Genomic DNA, 18,496 nt, shown 5'->3' with positions numbered 1-18,496 from the left:
ATTATGTATGTTTCATTGGTTAAACCGCCATTTTGTCTGGACTTTGATCCATTGTGCAGGTAATGACTGTTTTATGCGGATCCACTTTGTCTTTTTCAATAATCAGTTCCTTGATGTAATCTGCCCGGATACTTCCTCCTGTTGGATTCATAACGCTGTCAATCTTTCCGTCAATTTCTACATCCACGGTAGAATACTCGAATGCAAGGGTGGTATTCAGCAGCCTGCAGTTCTTCATAACAAGATTGTCAATATAACACATTCCCTGCAGGCTTTCGACGGTACAGTTAATCAGTGTCAGATTTTTTGCATTCCAGCCAAGATATTCCCCTGATATAAAGGAATCATATACCGTCACGTTTTCACTGTTCCAGAAAGCATCTTTGGAGAGCAGTCTGGCATTATGGATTTCCATATTTTTTACCCCGTCAAAGGAATAGTTCCCGATCAGTTGAAAATTCTGAAGCTTCATGTTCCGGCTGTTCATGGCAAAGTAGTCTCCTTTTGCCGTAACCTGCTCCATGATGACTTCATCACAGTTCCACAGGGTTTCTGCTGCATTTGGAAAATGTACATTCTGAAGGGTCACGCCATGACACCGGCGGAAATTCTTTGGTGCCTCAATGACTGCATTCTTTACCGTGATATTGTCCGTATACCACACCCCTGCACGGCCCATTTCAAACCAGGTGCAGTCCTCGGCAATGATATTCCTGCTGTACCACAATGGATATTTCCATTTGAACATACTGCCGAAAAGCTCAATATCATGACTTTCCTTAAGCGGTGATTCCCCATCCGTAAATATGGTGTCGTATATTTTTAAATTTTCTCCTTTAAAAAGTGCACGTTCTCCTGTTAAAAACTCACGTCTGATTTCTTTCATTTCTACCTCTCCTTTGATATGTTGTCTTTATGTTATCTTTATGTTATTTTTATGTTATCTTTATGGCTGTGCAATCTGCACGATCTTGTTTCCCCAGCCTTCTAACACAGGGTTTTCCTCTACAGCAGTCACAAAGTCATCCGTTGCATCAAAGGTTCCTATTTTGGTATATTCTCCCGTGATTTCTGCGTCATGATAAAACAATACGATACGGTTTGGGTCCGAATAATAGACTTCCCCGGCTTTTTCCGATGTTACTGTTTTCCCATTGGATGGGATATTATATCTGCCGGATACATCGTAATACTGCATCACGTCATAGTCCGCATCATCATCTCTTTCATAAATGGGAAGTCTCCAGTCAGAAGTTCCCACATAGCGGGCAATCGCTGCCGCGGTCTCGTTATCTTCCAGCTGCATCATGAACGGGGAGCCGTTATCTCCGAACCGTACTTCCAGTTCAGTTACTCCGCTTGTATTCTGGCTGTCAGCTGAATTGCCGCTTTTGGCCTCTGTTTCTGTTACTGTATCCGTCTCTGTTCCTGCATTGGTGCCGGCCACAGTATCTGATGTACTTTGTCCGGTGCTTACGCTCCCCTGTCGTTCCTCCTTGCCGCAGCCAGCCAGAAGTGCCGCAGATAGCATAATTAAAGTTGCTGCTCCCATTGCTTTTTTTACGAGTCTATTCTTCATAATCCATACTTATTGAGATGTTTTTCCTCAATAAGATCTCCTTTCTGCGCATTTGCGCTCAGCTTATTTCTCTTTACCATGTCCTGACTCCTATCTAATGATATGTGTTACACGACTATTCAGCCGTCAACACTGTCATATCTGACTTCTTTATACGGCCGGCTGCCAGATAAGAAAATCCCAAAAACAACAGGATAACGATGAAACCTGGCAGAACCATAGTGAGAATATCCGGATGAGATGCAAAGTTGCTGATTCCCGCAAGCCGCATGACTGCGGAAACCAACGGGTCTGTAAAAATGGATGCCAGTACAGTCCCCACTGCCGCGCCCGTCACTGCTGCGATGCCAAACCGCAGCGAAAATGACAGGCGCAGCATTCTGGTGGAACATCCAATGGCTTTATAAATCCCCATGTCCTTCTGCTCCGCTGTAAGAATCTTGCTTCCGGTCATGATTGTCACAATCAATACAAATAATGCGATCATCCCGTACATAAATGCCAGAAGCCCATGCATAGCCGAAATGATTCCGAACAACCCCGGCCAGGAATTCTCATGCACATGTACGTCACCTCCAAAAGCTGCCTGAAGCTCCTCCGTTATCGCTGTCCTCTGTGACTCGTCTGAGAGGAAATAATGGTGGCACCATAATTTGGGGTCATCCTGCCCGATAGTGAGATATCCTTCCCGGCTCATCCCGATATTGGCCCCCATGTCATTTGCACAGTGATAGATTCCGGAAACCGTAAAGGTACCGCTCCCCATGTCCCCACGGATCGCCACCGTATCTCCAATGGATACCCCCAGGTCGGAGGCGGCGGTTTCTGTCAGTACCACCTCATCTTCTCTCCGGCTGGTCTCACCCTGGCTGATATGGAACCGTTCCGGCTCTGTGATTACATTTGCCGTAAAATTGGTTCCATTTACGGATATACTTGGCATGGCAAGTTGGTAGCTGTCGGTGATGTCGGTGTAAGAGCGGACCATGTCCTCCATCACCTCCGGTTCAAGCTCTCCCAGCGCCTGCACGCCGATATCCAGATCCGCCGGATTAAATGCATCCATCATTCCTTTGCCCTCCGGTCCAAGCCATGCATTTGTCCTTCCTGTCAGTGAGGCAAAGAAAACCAGCAAAACCGCAATCAGGCAGGCGCTTATGTACTGCTTTTTTCCAGTCTGAAGCTGGCGCATTGCAAGCCTTAGAGGAAGCCCTTCTTTTTTCATCTGGACTGTTTTTAGCGGTTTCCATTTTCGTTCTGCTGTTTCACCCCGGATCGCCCTCATGGGTGTGACAAACATGATTTTCCTTAAGTTTAAAACTGCGAATCCCACCAACAGGAGAAAAATCACTGCAAAAACTATAAGAGAAGGCAGAATCGGTATATTCTGGGGCAGAAGGACTCCTGTGGCCGTCAGCGTAATCTTTCCTGCCATGCTGACTGCAGGAGATGCCGCCAGTATTCCTGGCAGGATCCCGATGCACATGGCTGTGGCATACTGCACAAGCTGCAGCCGGACCAGCCGGTTTGCGGTAAGCCCGATGGTTTTTAATATCCCCAGATTTTTATATTCCTGTTCGATCACACCGGAAATGCTGTGCCCCAGAACCACCATGGCTGCCGTTAGAAGAACCAGGGCAAATGCCGCCAGCAGCCCACAGAAGGCATTCTGCAGGATACCCATAAAGCTCCGGATTGCCTCTGCACTGTGTATAAACTCTGTGTATTGGGAAATGGGGGTGTTTTCATTGAGTCTCTGGTTGATTTCGTTTACACTGAACTGTTCATTATTCGTAAAGATATGGATCATCGCACCGTTCCTGGCCAGACTGTCCATCCCAGTCTCTTCAATCATCTTCTGAATCTCCGCGTAATCCGCTTCTGATACCAGGAAGCCTTTCATTCCAATCATGGAGCTGCCCATGAACGGATCCTCATAATATCCGGATACCGTTAAGCTTTTGGTGATTCCGCTTCTAGCCACAGGAAATGTGATGGTGTCACCAATTTTAAGGTCCATAACGGAGACCATGGAAGGAGATACATAGACCGTTCCCGGAACGATTTCCCTTGAAGCGTCCCTGTAACCGTCCAGCCCGTCACGGAAGAAATGATAAGTTTCTGTTCCCGAATTCCAGGGGATTAGCTGTCCTTCGCTGTCTGACTTCACGCCATTTGCTTCGTAATCGGAAAAGATAAGGTCCTGTACTTCTGTCCTTTCAATCCCCTCCTGTGTCCCTATGCTGTTGGTCAGTGCCGCAAGATCCGGCACACCCGATACCCAGGCGGTAAGGTTTCCAAACCCAGCCCGCTGCATCTCCTGCTCTATATGCCTGCCGCCGCCAAGGTACACCGTGAGTACTGTGGTCAGGGACAGGGAAACGAAAAACAAAAGGACTGCTATTCCGAAAAGGCTTGCTTTATGCCTTCGGATTCCGGCTCTGCATATGATTGTATTTTCCATGTTGTATCCTCCTACCACTGTAATTCGGAAAGCCATTCTTTTAATTTGTTTTCCCTCTGCCTTTCCTCAGCCATCTGATATTTTGTCATGGTCAGCTCATCCAGGACTTTTCCGTCCTCCAGATATAAAATCCGGTTCCCTCTTAGCGCTGCCCTAAGGTCGTGGGTTACCATCAGGATACTCTGTCCGGAATTGTTTAAGGAGGTCAAAAGGTTTAAGACCTCATCGGTATGGGATTTGTTCAGAGCCCCGGTAGGTTCATCCGCAAACAGGAGTCCGGGATTTCCAATCATGGCTCTCGCAATGGCGGCACGCTGTGCCTCGCCGCCTGACACCTGGGAGGGAAGACGGTTCTCTGCTTTTTCTACACCCATCTGGGTCAGCAGCGTCCTGGCACGTTTCCGGATTTCCCCCGTACTGCCTTTTTTACTTACGAAGCCTGCGACCGCCACATTTTCAAAAAGTGTAAGATTGCTTACCAGATGTGTCTGCTGGAATACAAATCCAAATTCCTCCGCCCGAAGCTTCGCCATCTGCTTTTCCTTTAAGCGGCTGATCTGTATTCCTTTGTATTCCACCGTCCCATCTGAAATAGCATCCATTCCGCTTAAGGCATATAAAAGTGTGGATTTTCCGGCACCGGAGGAGCCCATGATAATGGTAAAGTCCTGTTCATAGATATCTACATCCACCAGGTCCAGTATCTTATTCTTAACCTGGCCCTGCACAAAGACTTTGCTCACCTGTCTACCCTGCAATAACACTTTTTTCATACTGGCCTTCTGCCCCTTTCTGAAGTATCAATGATTTTTTGCCTGTCCTTGGATCCGGAAGGATTTCATTTGTAAAAATCATATAAAACTGTACATAATCCAGCTTCTTGCCGGCAAGGATTTTTTTCATCTGATACAGCATTTCTGCTTTTATTTTTTCTCTGGAGGCAGATGCAGAAGTTTCTGCGTACATTTCAAATGCATCCTTTCCGACCTGCCGGAACTGGTAATCCATAAGCCCTTCGATACAAAAGCCCTCAATGGCAAGAGGATGCAGGAACTCTTCGTTTCCGGATCCGTCTTCAAACCAGAGGATATCTTCGTTTCTGCCCAGAAGACCGACCGCCCTGGTAAATGGATAGGGACTGTTAACCTCTGCCGCTTTCAGAACAAGACTGTCAGAAATACGGTAACGGATCAGAGGCTGTGCAAAGTTATACAGACATGTCAGATACATCACTCCGCTCTCCACTTCAATAAAGTTCATATCATCAAAGAGTATCATACCTTCCTCCGGGTTCAACTCCACGCCTATAGTCAGTGATTCACTGGCTCCATAGAAATTGACCACCTTTGTCTGAAAACTTCTTTCCAGGTAGTTCCGAAGGCTTGCCCCAAGAGGCTCCCCGCAGGAAATCACCCGTACTGCATTTACTTCTACCCTGCCTTTTTCTACAAGTTCCGCCAATATCTTGATGGCGGATGGATATCCAATGATAATATTGGGTTTGAATTCTTTGATCTGCCGTATCCACTCGTCAAGCGGTGTCTTGATATCCAGATACATCCGGCTCGCACCCACTCCGTCGATTCCGTCACCGACTGCCATTGCGCCCCCGTATCGTCCATCCGTTGCTGCAATATATACAATTCTGGGACGTTTTGCCAGCAGGGACAGTATCTGGGGCATGGTCATGTTCCAGAGCGCTGCCCGGATCATGCCAAGCAGCATATGATTCCATGCCGCTTCATCATATACAAAATATCCCGGTTTTCCGGTACTCCCGGAGGAATGTACCACATGGTATTTCCCTTTGTATGGCTTTCGGTCGGATGAATCTGCCGCATCAAATTCACGGAGTTCTTTCTGGCGCAGATCTATTGGAACAATCAGCTCGTCAAAATGCTCTAAAAATTCTTTCTTATCGATGGTAGGGAAGCAGGATAGCGGGAGTTCATCCAATTGTTCCTCTGTGATGCCTGCCGCCGTAAAGGTTCTTCTGTAGTAGGCAGAATGTTTCCATGCGTAATGCAACATGTTTCTTAACTTTTTATTCTGCAGGGTGCGCATCTGTTGTGTGGTAAGCTTTGCCTGTTTTTTCAAACGGTATAGATCCACCAGCGTCTTAAAATAATTCATCGTTCTCCTCCTTTTCTATTCAACCGATATGGTATATCCCTGCTTATAATTTTCCCTGTGATAGTAAGTCAGTTCCTTTGTCTCCTGATTCATGACGATGCTCCATTCCGTAGATTCAAACTCTCCGAAATTGTCTTTACTCACGCTGTCCAGTGCATTTCTCACATCCGTTTCCGTCATGCTTTCCTGCTTTTCCAGTGTCTCGTTCAAAATATCATATCTCGTATGGGACTGGGAAGTTCCTATCCCGTATTTCTCTCCTGCCGACAGGTAAAAATTGGTGACAACCGGGGTCTCTGTTACAATCATCTGATTGTTTACATATTCCACCACGACACTGTTTCCTTCTGCATCAGAAAGTGCCAGATGGATCATCATTCCCATAGAAGCATGGAAGTCGTACTGGGAAAGCAGATTCAGTGCATCCTCCACATTTGCGGCCTGATCCAGAAGCAGGCGGATGGCTGTCGTGGTTGTAATGTCCGGCTTATCTGTATTCTGTTCAATGGTGTCTGAATCCTCAATCATGTTGACAGATACCGCGAATCCTTCTTCATTCATACCATCCAGCGGCGCATACAATCCGATTATAGCCTGTGCCATGTCAGGCAGTTTAGAAATATCAAGCCCGCCAGCCTGAATAAAATCCATGTTGACAGTTGAAACGGATGCGTAACCATTGTCCGGTTTTGAACTGATAATCAAAGCGTTACAGGCATCCCAGTCAAAGTTTCTGCCGAACAGGTAACCGCCATCGGTATTCTTCACTGAAAGTGTGCTGCACCCGAATGGGTTCCCGCCAAATAGCAGTTCTGGTATGCTTGATGTGAGCTGGCTGCTCAAATACTCCACCACCCCTTCATCGGAGACAGCGCCGCCCTGCTCCAGAAAACTGCCGAAGCCATAGTCTCCTTCATAGCGGACTAATGACAGCCCTTCTTCCAGCTCTGTGATTTCTGTTCCCGGTTCTACCTTTTCCTTAACCATATCTTCTCCTTTTGCTGTTTCCGTCTGTACTGTATTTTCAGGTGTTTTTGTATTCTCTCCACAGCCGACGACTGTACCGAGAATCAATGACATCATGAAAGCCATGTATATTTTTTTCTTCATCTCATTTATTTCCTTTCTTCATCTGCTACTACTGTAACTCCCACGGATAACATGCATCTAACAAAAAGATAAACAATTTCTAAACGGATTCTTTCGTATTGAACCAATAATTCCAGATGCATCATTTTTTTAATGACAGAAGCCCTATTGTCTCAGCATGTTTACTACTGTTCCATTTATGACTTTTTAGACAACATCAATTTTTAGTTCTTTTGCGCTTCACCTTCCGGAAAGATAATCTTGAATACAAAAAAGAAAATAATCATAGATACGCCACCGGTGATAAATGTCACCAGCAGGTTATAGACTGCCGGGGCCACATAAACGGAGGCAATCGGCATCCATAAGTTATTGAATCCATTGCAGATCAGGGAAATCACGACCCAGGCAAGGAAATACCATACAGCCTGATACCAGGGATTACCGTGGCTTTTAAAAGTGATGTTCCTCTGCAGTGGGAAATTGATACACTGGGCAAGAAAAGACCCAACTTCATAACTGATAAAGTATCCAAGCCCTCCACCTATCATCACAGCGCCTCCGGCATCATAGAGAACATTGTAGCCAAGAAGGCTCCATGTGAAGTCAACACCGAAGAGATGCAGCTCTTTTTGCGGCCACATAAACCTGGTTCCGGCAAGCCCCATTCCCAGAAATCCCGGCAGAAAGGTAAAGACCAGGTACTGAAATACCGTTACCATCATGCTGAATACAAAAAAATAAAAAATCTGATATACCCACTTGGAAAGTTTCGGGTGCTTTTCTTCAAAGCCGTTCCATCTCGTAATCCATTTTTCTTTTATCTGACTCATCTTGTTTTCCCCTTCTTTCCTGATAATCTTCTTTCATATGCCTTATTTGCCCTGGCATTGCCAAAGAATCCACCTATTATCTTTTTCATTCCCCTAAAGAACTGACCGTTCACAACTGCTACAATGCCATCTACCATATCCATGCTGACTGCCCCTGCCGTCATTTTTGCCAATGCCCGAAACGGCATGTTATAAATAAAGAGGATATTCAAATCCGGTTTTCCCCTTTCCTCACTTTTCTTTTTTATGCTGGTCAGACGGTTATAAATGAATCTGGCAAGTCCGCTCTTTGCATAATACATTTGACAAATGGCATCATTCGATGTAAGTTCCCCCGTCCATTTTCCTTCCGGAATCGGATACCCCAGAAGTGTCTCAAATTCCAGGTCAGATATCTGCTGTACAATCCCTGTATAATAGTAGGGAAGCATTGCCGGATGATATGGATATTCAGAAGTGGTGCCTTCCACTTCCCATTCTGCCTCCAGCCGGATATCATTTACACTTGCACCGACCATAATGCGGTAGGTTCCCATTTCTTCTTCCCAGCAGTTCGTTTTTATGTTCCAGTAACGGAAGGTTTTATCGTCGAATGAAATATGCACTTTACGGCTTTCCCCTGTTTTCAAAAATACTTTTATAAATCCTTTCAATTCTTTTTCCGGGCGGAACACAATGGCATTTGGAAGTCCCACATACAGCTGCACCACTTCTGCGCCATCCATGTTTCCGCTGTTTGTCACATTCAAGGTAACCCCCTGGCTGTCAGTTTTCATATCCGAATAGGTAAATTCGGTATAGGACAGGCCGAACCCGAATGGATACTGTACCCGGACTTTGCTGGTATCATAATAGCGGTACCCCACATAGATACTCTCCCGGTACTCTGCATTTCTCTCTGTGCTTGGAAAATGCCTTAGTGCCGGTGTATCCTCATACCGGATAGGATAAGTCTCCGCAAGCCTTCCGGATGGGTTTGTTTTTCCGGTCAGGATATCCAGCATGGCGCTGGCTCCCGCCTGTCCAGAAAGGTATCCATGCAGAATCGCTTTGCAGTTCTTCTGCCACGGCATTTCCACAGAGGCCCCAGCGCTCATAATTCCAACGATATTCTCATTTACCTGCAGAATGGACTGCAAGAGTTCAATCTGGTTCTGCGGGATCCGCATATGTGTACGGTCCAGCCCTTCCGACTCACTGAGTTCATCCAGTCCAAAAAAGTACAATATAACATCTGCCGTGGAAACAAGATTCAATGCTTCCTTCTTCAAAACTTCGTCCGCCTCACCGGTACGTCTATAGCCCCTTGACACTCCAGCCACCTGCAAGTCATACTCTGTAATGGAGTTCTCTATGGTCTCTATTTTTGTGGGTTTCACCATAGATGAGCCTGCGCCCTGATATCTCGGTTCTGCCGCAAAATCCCCGATTACTGCAACTTTACAGCCTGCGTTCAGCGGAAGTATGTGATCGGCATTTTTTAGAAGCACCGCACTTTCAGCCGCCGCTTTTTTGGCAAGCTTGTGATGTGCTGCCTCGTCAAAGTGCGCTTTCTTTATTTTGTGGATTTCACTTACTGTGAACACGGCATCCAGCAGATCGTCTACACAGTCATCCAGTTCTTCCATTGTAAGCTCCCCATCTTCGATGGCAGATAGAATCTGTCTTGCCGAGTCCAGTCCCGGTGCAGGCATTTCCAGAGTTGAACCTGCTTTTACGCCTTTCACATGGTCGTTAGAACCGCCCCAGTCTGTAATAACAATCCCATCAAACCCCCACTCTTTTCGCAGAATGTCTAAAAGAAGATGCTGGTTTTCATTGGCATATATTCCATTCACCTGGTTATAGCTGGACATTATAGCCTTCGCGCCACCCTCTTTTACAGCTATCTCAAATCCGGTCAGATAGATTTCCCGAAGCGCCCGCTCATCCAGCACTGCATTCATCGCCATCCTGCGGAGCTCCTGGCTGTTCACTGCAAAATGCTTCGGGCAGGCATACACTCCCTGGCTCTGTATTCCCCGGATATAAGAAGCTGCCATTTTCCCGGACAGATAAGGGTCTTCCGAAAAATATTCAAAGTTCCTGCCGCAAAACGGGCTTCGTTTGATATTAAGTCCCGGTCCCAGCAGCACTTGTACATCCAGTACCGCGGCTTCTTTGCCCAGTGCTTCTCCGATTTCTTTTCCCAGATTCACATCCCAGCTGTTTGCTATGGTAGCTGCTGTCGGAAAACAGGTGGCCGGCAGAGACTCATTTAACCCCAGATGGTCACCGGCTCCCGCCTGCTTGCGGATTCCATGAGGTCCGTCAGAACAGAACACAGAAGGAATACCAAGGCGGGGGATATCACGGGTATCCCATTCCCCTTTCCCGCTTAAGAAGGCTGCTTTCTCCTCAAGAGTCATTTTTTCTATCATATCTAAATGTTTCATTACATTCTCCTTTTTCTAAAGGGCAGTTGAGAACGAAAGGGCTTCCCATTACTGAGAAGCCCCGTTATCCTGCCTGTTACTCTTCTGTCTTTGGAACTATTTCAATGGTAACTTTTTTTCTCTTTTTAAAGTACCTGACAAGAACAAGTGCCATAATACCAAGTGATACCACTGCTACGGCAGCATCAATTCCAATGAATAATTTTGTCATATTCGGCATCTTGTCTGCATTTGGATCCTCTATGGTGTAGTTTCCGCTGTTAGAAACCGTATAGAGAATGTTTTTAGCCGCCTGCCGCATAGCCAGAACCATTGTGGGTGAGGTGTTTGTAATCTGGTTGGACTCTGCTGCAAAGAATCCAAGCATAGCATCGTTTCCATTACGGACAGCGTCATCCGTATTCTGATATCCGTAAGAACCATTCCAGTCAGATAATACCATTCCCTGGAATCCCCATTCATCCCGAAGTACGTTATTCAAGAGGTTTGCATTGGCACCAGTCCATCTGTCCCCGATAAAGGTAAAGGAGGACATCACAGCCAGTGACTTTCCGTCAAAGTTCTTTACACAGATCTCAAACGGTTTCAGATAGATTTCCCGGATGGCCTGTTCATCAGAATAGGTCAGGAGCAGACTGCAGCGGTTTGTCTCCTGTTCATTCAGTGCAAAATGCTTCAGATATGCATAGACACCTTTTGTTGCCATTCCATTTACCGTGGCCGATGCCATATGACCGGACAGCACGCTGTCCTCGGAATAATATTCAAAGTTTCGTCCGGTAAATGCAGAGCGGTGGATGTTCATGGCCGGCGCGTAAGCCCCGAAAATACGGCAGTCAGCATATTCTGCGCCAACGCCTTCACCAATGCGGCTGGAAAGATCTTTATTCCATGTCTGTGCGATGAGAAGCTGTACCGGGTAAGCAGTACCATATACCCCGATATACCAGTCATTTAAACCCGATGTGCCATCGGAATCCAGTGTTCCGACTTTTCCAATAGAATCCACGGCAACGGTCTGGAACCCTCCAAGATTGACCATGTTAATCATATCTTCCACGGACAGCTCATCCAGCAGTTCCTCCCACAATGGGTCGTCGTATTCTTTTCCCGTCAGATCCGCTACGGTTACTCCATTGTCTGCCTCTGTTACAGGCATCTTATCCTCCGGATTATCATATTTGGTGGAATCATAATGTGCAACAGATTTCTCACTTACAAACGCTTTTGTTTCCTCATCCATCTCATACAGCTCTTCGCCTGGCGCTGCTGTGGCTGCCTCATAGTTTGCAAAGCCATTTGCCCGTGACAGATAGGTGACTCTGCCTGCGGAATACTCCTGGAATTGATTTACTGCAGTGGTATCATCGGATACACGGCCATCTGCAGCATAATTGATTTCTGCATCCACATGGAAAGTCTCCTCATCCAATACCGTATGGGAATCGGATCTGACAGAAAGGTTATAATCTCCGGCTTCCAGGATGTAACCGCCATTTTCTACCTTGATGCCTCTGGAGTCATAAGCAGCCATATCTTCCTTCATGATCTCAAAGGAAACTACTTCTGATTCTCCCGGCTCCAGCACTGCTGTTTTACCAAAATCGATTAAGTTCACAGATGCTTTTTCAATTCCGCCATCGGTATATGGAGGGGTATAGTAAAGCTCAACTACATCTTTTCCTGCTGTGTTTCCCGTATTTGTAACCGTCACATCTACAGAAACAGTATCCCCATTATCTTTCAGATTTTGAAGCTCCTGAGTGAATGTGGTATAGCTCAATCCATATCCAAATGGGTACTGCACTATTTCGTCATAGTTAATTAAATTTTCCTGTGCAGCCGTCTCATAGAATTTGTATCCCACATAGATATTCTCCACATAGTTTACAAAGGGAAGCCCTCCCTCATATGCCTCGTCTGCTTTTGTGAGTTCTTCTTTTAAATCCTCCACATTGCTGAATGGGAAATTCCCATAGTTGTTGTATGTAGGGGTACTTTTCAAGTCATATACATATGTGTCCACGGTTTTACCTGATGGGTTCACAGAACCGTTTAAGATTTCTCCTAAGGCAGCCATACCGGTTGCTCCGGTGCCCGGTGCCAGAATCACAGAGCCAATATTTTCGTATTCGTCTACCCATCCAAGCTCCATTGTATTATTTGCATTGATGACTACAATGACATTGTCAAATTCAGAGCATACTTTCTGAATCATAGCCTCTTCTGTATTGGAAAGCTCCAGATAGCTTTCTCCTTCATCAAAGTCATCATAATCACCGTTATTATCGTATTTGCAGGCAAAATAGTTATAAAGGTCATTTCCATTAGCCACCTCGTCACGGGGATCGTAGGTTCCGTCAATGACTGCTTTCATATCAAGGGGAACATCCTGCCCCTCTCCGCCTGACCTTGACAGAACGATGATGGACGTGTCAGAAAATTCTTTTGCTTCCTTCATCAGATCATCTGTGTAATACTCTTGCGTTGGTTCCGGCAGAGACCAGTCAGTATAAAAGACACTGCCGGCACTTCTGGTGGGACTGTATTCCTTATACATATCTGCAAGTTCCTGATTTACTTGAAACCCGGCATCCGTCAGCGAAGTAAGGATATCCACACTTCCGGAATTATCAGCCGCCCCTGCCCCTGTACCGCCATAAATCGGATTGGTGGATGCCCACCCAAATACATTCACATTGGTATTGGCTTCCAGAGGTAAGGTTCCCTCATTTTTTACCAGTGTCAGTCCTTCCTCACCGGTTTCTTTGATAATCTCCCTGGATGATTCTATGGTTTCCTCAGAAACAGAACCTTTGCCATTCAGAATCGGCGCTAAGTTATTGTACATGGGGCCAAAGGAAATCATATTGGCCAGAACTGTCACAATGAGTATCCATGAAATACCGGCGGCCCAGCGGACAACATGTCTGGTTCCTTTTTTTACCACCCAGTGGGCTGCTATCATAATAACAACTGCTGCAACCAGCAACCCTGCAATCACATAAATATAACCGCCTAAAGTATGTACATACCGCTGTACATCCGTTTCACTGACACCCATGCTATTAAAAATAGGGGTCAGCCAGTCAATTAAAAATTGAAGCATGTTTCTTCCTCCCTTGCTTTAAAAATTATAGTTGATTTCTTTAACTGTGTTTATTATAGCAGGGAAAAGTCTATGTAAATGTAAATGCGAAAACTGGTCGTTTTTTTACGATAATCGGTAAACTGGTCTATTCTTCTGCCAATGACGGAAGTAAGATATCCAGATTGAACTTACCGTCCCGCACAGACATTACAATATCACCATGATATTTATCCACAATATAAGTCATGCTTTTTACACCAAAACCGTGTCGCGTCTTATCTTTTTTTTCTGTGACAGGCATACCGTTTTCAAAGGAAAGCGAGCTGCTGCATCTGTTTTCCAGATGAATCAGCATCATATCATTATGGTGTTTGATCTGAAAGCTGATGATACGTTCCCCTCTCTTTTCCTTCATCACACGTTCCAGTGCATTGTCTAATGCGTTTCCCAAGAGAGCATACACATCGGCAGAGGTCATGTATGAGATCATTTTACCTTCCACCATACAGCTGAACTCAATCTGTCGTTCATTGAATATCAGTGTTTTTTCCCGGAGCACATAATCCAGCGCGCTGCACCCGGTATGGTAGGTAGCGTCATAAATGGATACCGCATCCCGAATCTCCTGTAAATACTCTGTTCTGGAACTGTCATCTTCTATCTTCGCCAATGCTTTCATCTGGTGTTTCAGGTCATGGCACTTCATATTGATGATATCAATGGCTTCTTTTGAGCTTTTCTGCTGTGCAGTTGATATTTGGAGAAGCTGCTCCATCATTTCCTGTTCATGTTTCAAGCTGTTTTCCCGGAGCACGTAATACTCCATCAAAAGTACAAGCACGCAGCATAAAAAGCTGTATGCAGGACAGATGATGTCCCCGGTGCCGATATATTCCTTGGGATAGGACCAGTAAACACTGAATCCAATGGCAAAGACCATGATGATAAAACCAAGCACTGCAATCCTAAAATCACTGTCCCTCAGTTTATTCTCTTTTTTCTTTGTTCGGATGATTAAAAGGTATACCGCCACTGCCCCAAACACATAAATAAGGTATCGTGTGACCAACAGGTGAAGCAGGCTGCCATATAATTGATATCTTACACGTATCAGGTGCAGAACAATCCTGCTGAGTGCAAAAGTCATATGTTCTGTCGCATATCCACCTGCCAGAATAAAAATCAGCTCCTGAATTCCGATATCGAAACTGCCCAGAATGGGTATCATCGTTAAAAGCGCGTAGCCAAAATACAACAGGACGTATTGGAATAAGGATTGAGGTAATAAGTATGTTAGTGCAGATTCCCACAGAACGCCCAAAATGATTTGCAGAGCCAGGCAAATGACCAGCCTCGGTACAAAGCGCTTTCTTCTAGGTACATCAAGTAAAAAGATCCCTTCTGAAATAAGCAGCTGAAATGGAAATTGAATACAAAGATTTTCAAAAAAGTTATATATCATCTTACAAGCCTCCCATGAATCTAATATAATCTTGTGCAAACAGTTTTTTTAACCTTCTGGAAAGCGGAAGCTTCTGATCTGTAGTCAATACCACACTTTCTTTCTCTACCCTCCTTACATAATTCAGATTGATTAAACAGCCGGAGCTGCACTCGGCAAAAGGAAGGGATTTCAGTTTATCCTTGATTTCCTTCATACTCCCTCTGCTCTTGGAACATCCCTGCCTTGTATAAAACAAAAGATAATCACGGTCTTTCTCTATGTAAAAGATATCAGAAGCTGTTATTCGGACAATGCCATCTTTATTGCTGATTAAAATATCCTGCTCTTTATGAATTTCTATAAAACGGAATGCTTTTTCCAGTTTCATCGAAAAATTGTAGTAACCGACTGGTTTTACCATGAAATCAATTGCCTGGACCTCATACCCCTCAATGGCATACTGGGCCAGACTGGTAATAAAGATGATACCGACTGCCTGGTCTCTCCCTCTTATTTCCCGCGCCACCTCTAAGCCATTACTCCCGGGCATTTCGATATCCAAAAAAATAACATCGTAATCCCCACAATATTCTTCTAAAAAGTCAAAGCTGGCATAAAAGACTTTTGTCTGAAAACTTTGGCTGTTTTCTCGTTCAAACTGCTCTAAATATGATACAATACGATCCGCATCCTCTATTGAATCATCTACTACCGCTACTCTCATATCCTTTATTCTCCTTTTTCCTGCGTTGTTCTGCTTTCTGCGGCGAAATACTTTCCATCTTTACTTCCATATTAGCATGTGCTACGATTTATAACAAATACGTATCCTTAATGCATTTCTATAGCTTTAAATAATGCAAAATAGTAATGGGAGTTCTTTGAGTAATACAGAAAGTGTTTGAATTATAATTAAAAAAAGGATGTACCAAATCCGCTTAAGATTGGTGCATCCCTGAAAATATATAACATTATAAAAATTCTCAGCCCATACCACTACCTTTAGATGTAGCGAATGGTATGGCAGACTGGAAACAGGCCTTTTATATATCCATATTACAGACTTTCTTTAAAAATCACCTTAATTTCTTCAGGTGTCAGCACTTTATAACCACCTTCCATAACAAGGGTACTCTTAACAAGGTCATCCAGCATCTCCTCTGTCACACCCAGTTCCTTGATGTTCATCACTACACCAATCTCTTTCATCCAGGCTTCCATCGCATCTAAACCAGCTTTTGCAACTTCCTTATCACTCTTTCCTGTCGGATTAATATTCCAGACATTCTCTGCAAATCTTTTAAACTTCAAAAGCCCGTATGGCATGATATGTCGGTAATAGGGCAGCGAGACAGCAGAAAGTGTCATACCGTGTGTTGCATCTGTATGAGCACCCACTGCCTGGCCAAGCATATGCACCATCCAGTCTGTGGTTTTTCCCATAGCTACCAGGGTATTCAGTGCCCATGTGGCCGTCCACATGATATTGCTTCTTGCCTCATAGTTTTCCGGCTCCTTTATTGCAATTCTGGAGCTGTGGATCAGTGACCTCATCAGTCCCTCCATCAGATAATCAGATGTATTATCATCCTCTCCTGAAAAATACTGTTCGCAGATATGATTCAGGATATCATAAAATCCGGATACCATCTGGTACTTCGGCAGGGAATAGGTAAAGGTCGGATTTAAAACGGCAAATTTCGGGAATACCCGTTCTCCGAAGATATGTCCGATTTTCAGCTTACTCTCATGGTTTGTTATCACTGCGCCGCCATTCATCTCAGACCCGGTCCCAACCATAGTCAGCACACATCCTACCGGGATAATCTTTGTGTCTGCATCCACGTCCTCGAATTTCAGATAATACTTTTCCCACGGATCCTCCTTGCAATTGACAGATATAGAGACTGCTTTTGCATAATCGCAGCAGGAACCGCCGCCCACCGCCAAAATAAAGTCCACCTTATTCTCCCTTGCAATCTGAACACCCTCATAGAGCTTTTCAACCGTTGGATTTGGCATAACGCCGCCATCCTCGAAGATTGCTTTTCCATTGGCTTTTAAGATTGCTGTGACCTTATCGTAAATGCCTGTCTTTTTAATGGAGCCGCCGCCATATACAAGCTGTATATTCTTTCCGTATTTTGGCAGTTCCTCATTCAGATAGCTTAAGGAATCTTCTCCAAAATAAAGTTTCGTTGGGTTTGTAAACGCAAAATTTCCTAACATGTTTAAATTCTCCTTTTTATCTTCTAATTTCTATTTTATATGTAACAGTTTTCTCTGCATCTGATATGCTGCAAATAGGAAATCTAAATGCACGATGCTGCAAATACTGTTTGTTTCTCGATTATCAGCAAACTGCCTGTTATGCTTCCTCTTTACCAATCTTCATACATTTCCCAATGATATCTCCGGTCCGGAGGTACTCATAGGTTGGCATTTCAAACAGTACGGGTTTTAAAGTATGATAATCCAGTTTTCCCTGTCCATTGATTACCTGTTCCTCTGCATAAACATGGTCGATGGTGCAGATAAAGCTTTCAAATCCTTGTGTTTGATAGATATCCTCAACGCTGCACTCCATAACCACAGGTGCCTCATCCATGATTGGTACCCCAGAATCGCTCATATGATAAGCAAATATTCCAGATTTATCTTCCTTCGCGCCGCTGACACAGCCCACATAATCTGCTTTTGTAAGCATTGCTTCGTCCACAATTGCTACGGAAAGCTTTTTTGTTTCTTTGATGCCCTTATTCGTGTAATGTGCGTTTGCCAGACTCACCATAATGTGGTCATGGCCCATAATTCCCAAATGTCCGACTAAAAGCCAGTTTGGTTTTCCTTCCACAACAGCCCCTACAACTACTAAGGGTGTCGGATATAATGCTAATGATTTTCCAATATCTTTTTTCATGGTTTACCTCCAAATTTATGATTCCTGTTCTTTTTTCTTCTTCCAGTCATTTACCATATCTATCGTGACGGGACCGCATTTCTGGTCATAAGTGTCCAGCTTGTAACTGATTACATCAAGGCTTTCCTGGATTTCCACTAATTTAATTTCCAGCTGTTCTTTTGTTTCCAATAAAATTTCTTTTCTGGCGGGTTTTGTTTCTTCCCCTTCCATCGCAAGCTGTACATACTCACGAATGGATTCCAGTGCCATGCCACCACGTTTAAAGCGCATTACAAAATCTATCCAGCTTAACGTGACATCATCATAATTTCTAATTTTGGAAGCACTGCGCGGTACTTCCGGAATAAGTCCTATCCTTTCGTAATAACGGAGATTATCAACGGATATGCCAGTTTTTTCGGATGCCTCTTTAATGGTCATATTTCATTCCTCCTGTCTGTAGAATCGATTCTGTAATGACTATAAACCCTGAACCTAACTCAAGGTCAATACCCTTTTTTCTTTT

14 protein-coding genes are annotated in these 18,496 nt (G+C 44.6%); all 14 read right to left on the bottom strand.

Annotation, left to right across the window (positions count from 1 at the left end; all coding sequences use genetic code 11):
- Positions 1-19: 19 nt before the first annotated feature.
- The 14 genes from RHS_RS04165 to RHS_RS04100 all read right to left on the bottom strand — a co-directional run bounded on the left by RHS_RS04165 (position 20) and on the right by RHS_RS04100 (position 18,411).
- Entirely contained in the window at positions 20-886 is an 867-nt protein-coding gene (locus RHS_RS04165) for a DUF3737 family protein (protein WP_047832396.1), read from the bottom strand.
- A 60-nt stretch (positions 887-946) separates the two neighbouring features.
- Positions 947-1,579: a cyclophilin-like fold protein gene (locus tag RHS_RS04160; RefSeq protein WP_047832395.1), complete on the bottom strand. Its 633-nt coding sequence runs from the start codon at positions 1,577-1,579 to the stop codon at positions 947-949.
- 115 nt (positions 1,580-1,694) lie between these two features.
- Positions 1,695-4,043, bottom strand: coding sequence for an FtsX-like permease family protein (locus RHS_RS04155; RefSeq protein ID WP_047832394.1), 2,349 nt, complete (start codon positions 4,041-4,043; stop codon positions 1,695-1,697).
- Between the two features lie 11 nt (positions 4,044-4,054).
- Positions 4,055-4,816, bottom strand: a complete 762-nt coding sequence (locus tag RHS_RS04150; RefSeq protein WP_047832393.1) for an ATP-binding cassette domain-containing protein — start codon at positions 4,814-4,816, stop codon at positions 4,055-4,057.
- On the bottom strand, positions 4,791-6,176 hold the full coding sequence (locus tag RHS_RS04145; RefSeq protein WP_047832392.1) for a phenylacetate--CoA ligase family protein: 1,386 nt from the start codon (positions 6,174-6,176) through the stop codon (positions 4,791-4,793). The genes RHS_RS04150 and RHS_RS04145 overlap by 26 nt, the downstream gene beginning before the upstream one ends.
- A gap of 15 nt (positions 6,177-6,191) precedes the next feature.
- The gene (locus RHS_RS04140; RefSeq protein WP_047832391.1) at positions 6,192-7,286 is read right to left on the bottom strand and encodes a linear amide C-N hydrolase; all 1,095 of its coding nucleotides are present in this window, start codon (positions 7,284-7,286) and stop codon (positions 6,192-6,194) included.
- A gap of 203 nt (positions 7,287-7,489) precedes the next feature.
- The gene (locus RHS_RS04135) at positions 7,490-8,098 is read right to left on the bottom strand and encodes a hypothetical protein (protein WP_044294274.1); all 609 of its coding nucleotides are present in this window, start codon (positions 8,096-8,098) and stop codon (positions 7,490-7,492) included.
- Positions 8,095-10,533, bottom strand: coding sequence for a glycoside hydrolase family 3 C-terminal domain-containing protein (locus tag RHS_RS04130; protein ID WP_044294273.1), 2,439 nt, complete (start codon positions 10,531-10,533; stop codon positions 8,095-8,097). Before RHS_RS04130 ends, RHS_RS04135 begins: the two co-directional genes overlap by 4 nt.
- A gap of 76 nt (positions 10,534-10,609) precedes the next feature.
- Positions 10,610-13,642 carry a glycoside hydrolase family 3 N-terminal domain-containing protein gene (locus tag RHS_RS04125; RefSeq protein WP_047832390.1) on the bottom strand — a complete coding sequence of 1,011 codons (3,033 nt, stop codon included), beginning with the start codon at positions 13,640-13,642 and terminating at the stop codon, positions 10,610-10,612.
- 127 nt (positions 13,643-13,769) lie between these two features.
- A complete protein-coding gene (locus tag RHS_RS30065; protein ID WP_395021230.1) occupies positions 13,770-15,086 on the bottom strand; it encodes a GHKL domain-containing protein in 1,317 nt (438 codons plus the stop codon).
- 1 nt (position 15,087) lies between these two features.
- Entirely contained in the window at positions 15,088-15,792 is a 705-nt protein-coding gene (locus tag RHS_RS04115; RefSeq protein WP_044288849.1) for a LytTR family DNA-binding domain-containing protein, read from the bottom strand.
- Between the two features lie 332 nt (positions 15,793-16,124).
- Positions 16,125-17,297, bottom strand: coding sequence for an iron-containing alcohol dehydrogenase (locus RHS_RS04110; protein ID WP_044294270.1), 1,173 nt, complete (start codon positions 17,295-17,297; stop codon positions 16,125-16,127).
- 139 nt (positions 17,298-17,436) lie between these two features.
- Complete coding sequence (locus RHS_RS04105; protein ID WP_027292182.1) at positions 17,437-17,988, bottom strand: flavin reductase family protein; 552 nt, start codon at positions 17,986-17,988, stop codon at positions 17,437-17,439.
- A gap of 15 nt (positions 17,989-18,003) precedes the next feature.
- Positions 18,004-18,411: a MerR family transcriptional regulator gene (locus RHS_RS04100; RefSeq protein ID WP_027292183.1), complete on the bottom strand. Its 408-nt coding sequence runs from the start codon at positions 18,409-18,411 to the stop codon at positions 18,004-18,006.
- Between the last annotated feature and the right edge of the window lie 85 nt (positions 18,412-18,496).

Origin of the sequence: Robinsoniella sp. RHS (genome assembly GCF_001029355.1) — a bacterium.
In the GTDB taxonomy this organism is placed as follows: Bacteria; Bacillota; Clostridia; order Lachnospirales; family Lachnospiraceae; genus Robinsoniella; species Robinsoniella peoriensis.
The sequence above is the reverse complement of the archived record's forward strand: the minus strand, read 5'-3'. Positions and strand labels throughout refer to the sequence as shown.

Coding starts and splice junctions, on each gene's coding strand:
- RHS_RS04165 (WP_047832396.1), bottom strand. CDS start 886: ATGAAAGAAATCAGACGTGAGTTTTTAACAGGAGAACGTGCACTTTTT.
- RHS_RS04160 (WP_047832395.1), bottom strand. CDS start 1,579: ATGAAGAATAGACTCGTAAAAAAAGCAATGGGAGCAGCAACTTTAATT.
- RHS_RS04155 (WP_047832394.1), bottom strand. CDS start 4,043: ATGGAAAATACAATCATATGCAGAGCCGGAATCCGAAGGCATAAAGCA.
- RHS_RS04150 (WP_047832393.1), bottom strand. CDS start 4,816: ATGAAAAAAGTGTTATTGCAGGGTAGACAGGTGAGCAAAGTCTTTGTG.
- RHS_RS04145 (WP_047832392.1), bottom strand. CDS start 6,176: ATGAATTATTTTAAGACGCTGGTGGATCTATACCGTTTGAAAAAACAG.
- RHS_RS04140 (WP_047832391.1), bottom strand. CDS start 7,286: ATGAAGAAAAAAATATACATGGCTTTCATGATGTCATTGATTCTCGGT.
- RHS_RS04135 (WP_044294274.1), bottom strand. CDS start 8,098: ATGAGTCAGATAAAAGAAAAATGGATTACGAGATGGAACGGCTTTGAA.
- RHS_RS04130 (WP_044294273.1), bottom strand. CDS start 10,533: ATGAAACATTTAGATATGATAGAAAAAATGACTCTTGAGGAGAAAGCA.
- RHS_RS04125 (WP_047832390.1), bottom strand. CDS start 13,642: ATGCTTCAATTTTTAATTGACTGGCTGACCCCTATTTTTAATAGCATG.
- RHS_RS30065 (WP_395021230.1), bottom strand. CDS start 15,086: ATGATATATAACTTTTTTGAAAATCTTTGTATTCAATTTCCATTTCAG.
- RHS_RS04115 (WP_044288849.1), bottom strand. CDS start 15,792: ATGAGAGTAGCGGTAGTAGATGATTCAATAGAGGATGCGGATCGTATT.
- RHS_RS04110 (WP_044294270.1), bottom strand. CDS start 17,297: ATGTTAGGAAATTTTGCGTTTACAAACCCAACGAAACTTTATTTTGGA.
- RHS_RS04105 (WP_027292182.1), bottom strand. CDS start 17,988: ATGAAAAAAGATATTGGAAAATCATTAGCATTATATCCGACACCCTTA.
- RHS_RS04100 (WP_027292183.1), bottom strand. CDS start 18,411: ATGACCATTAAAGAGGCATCCGAAAAAACTGGCATATCCGTTGATAAT.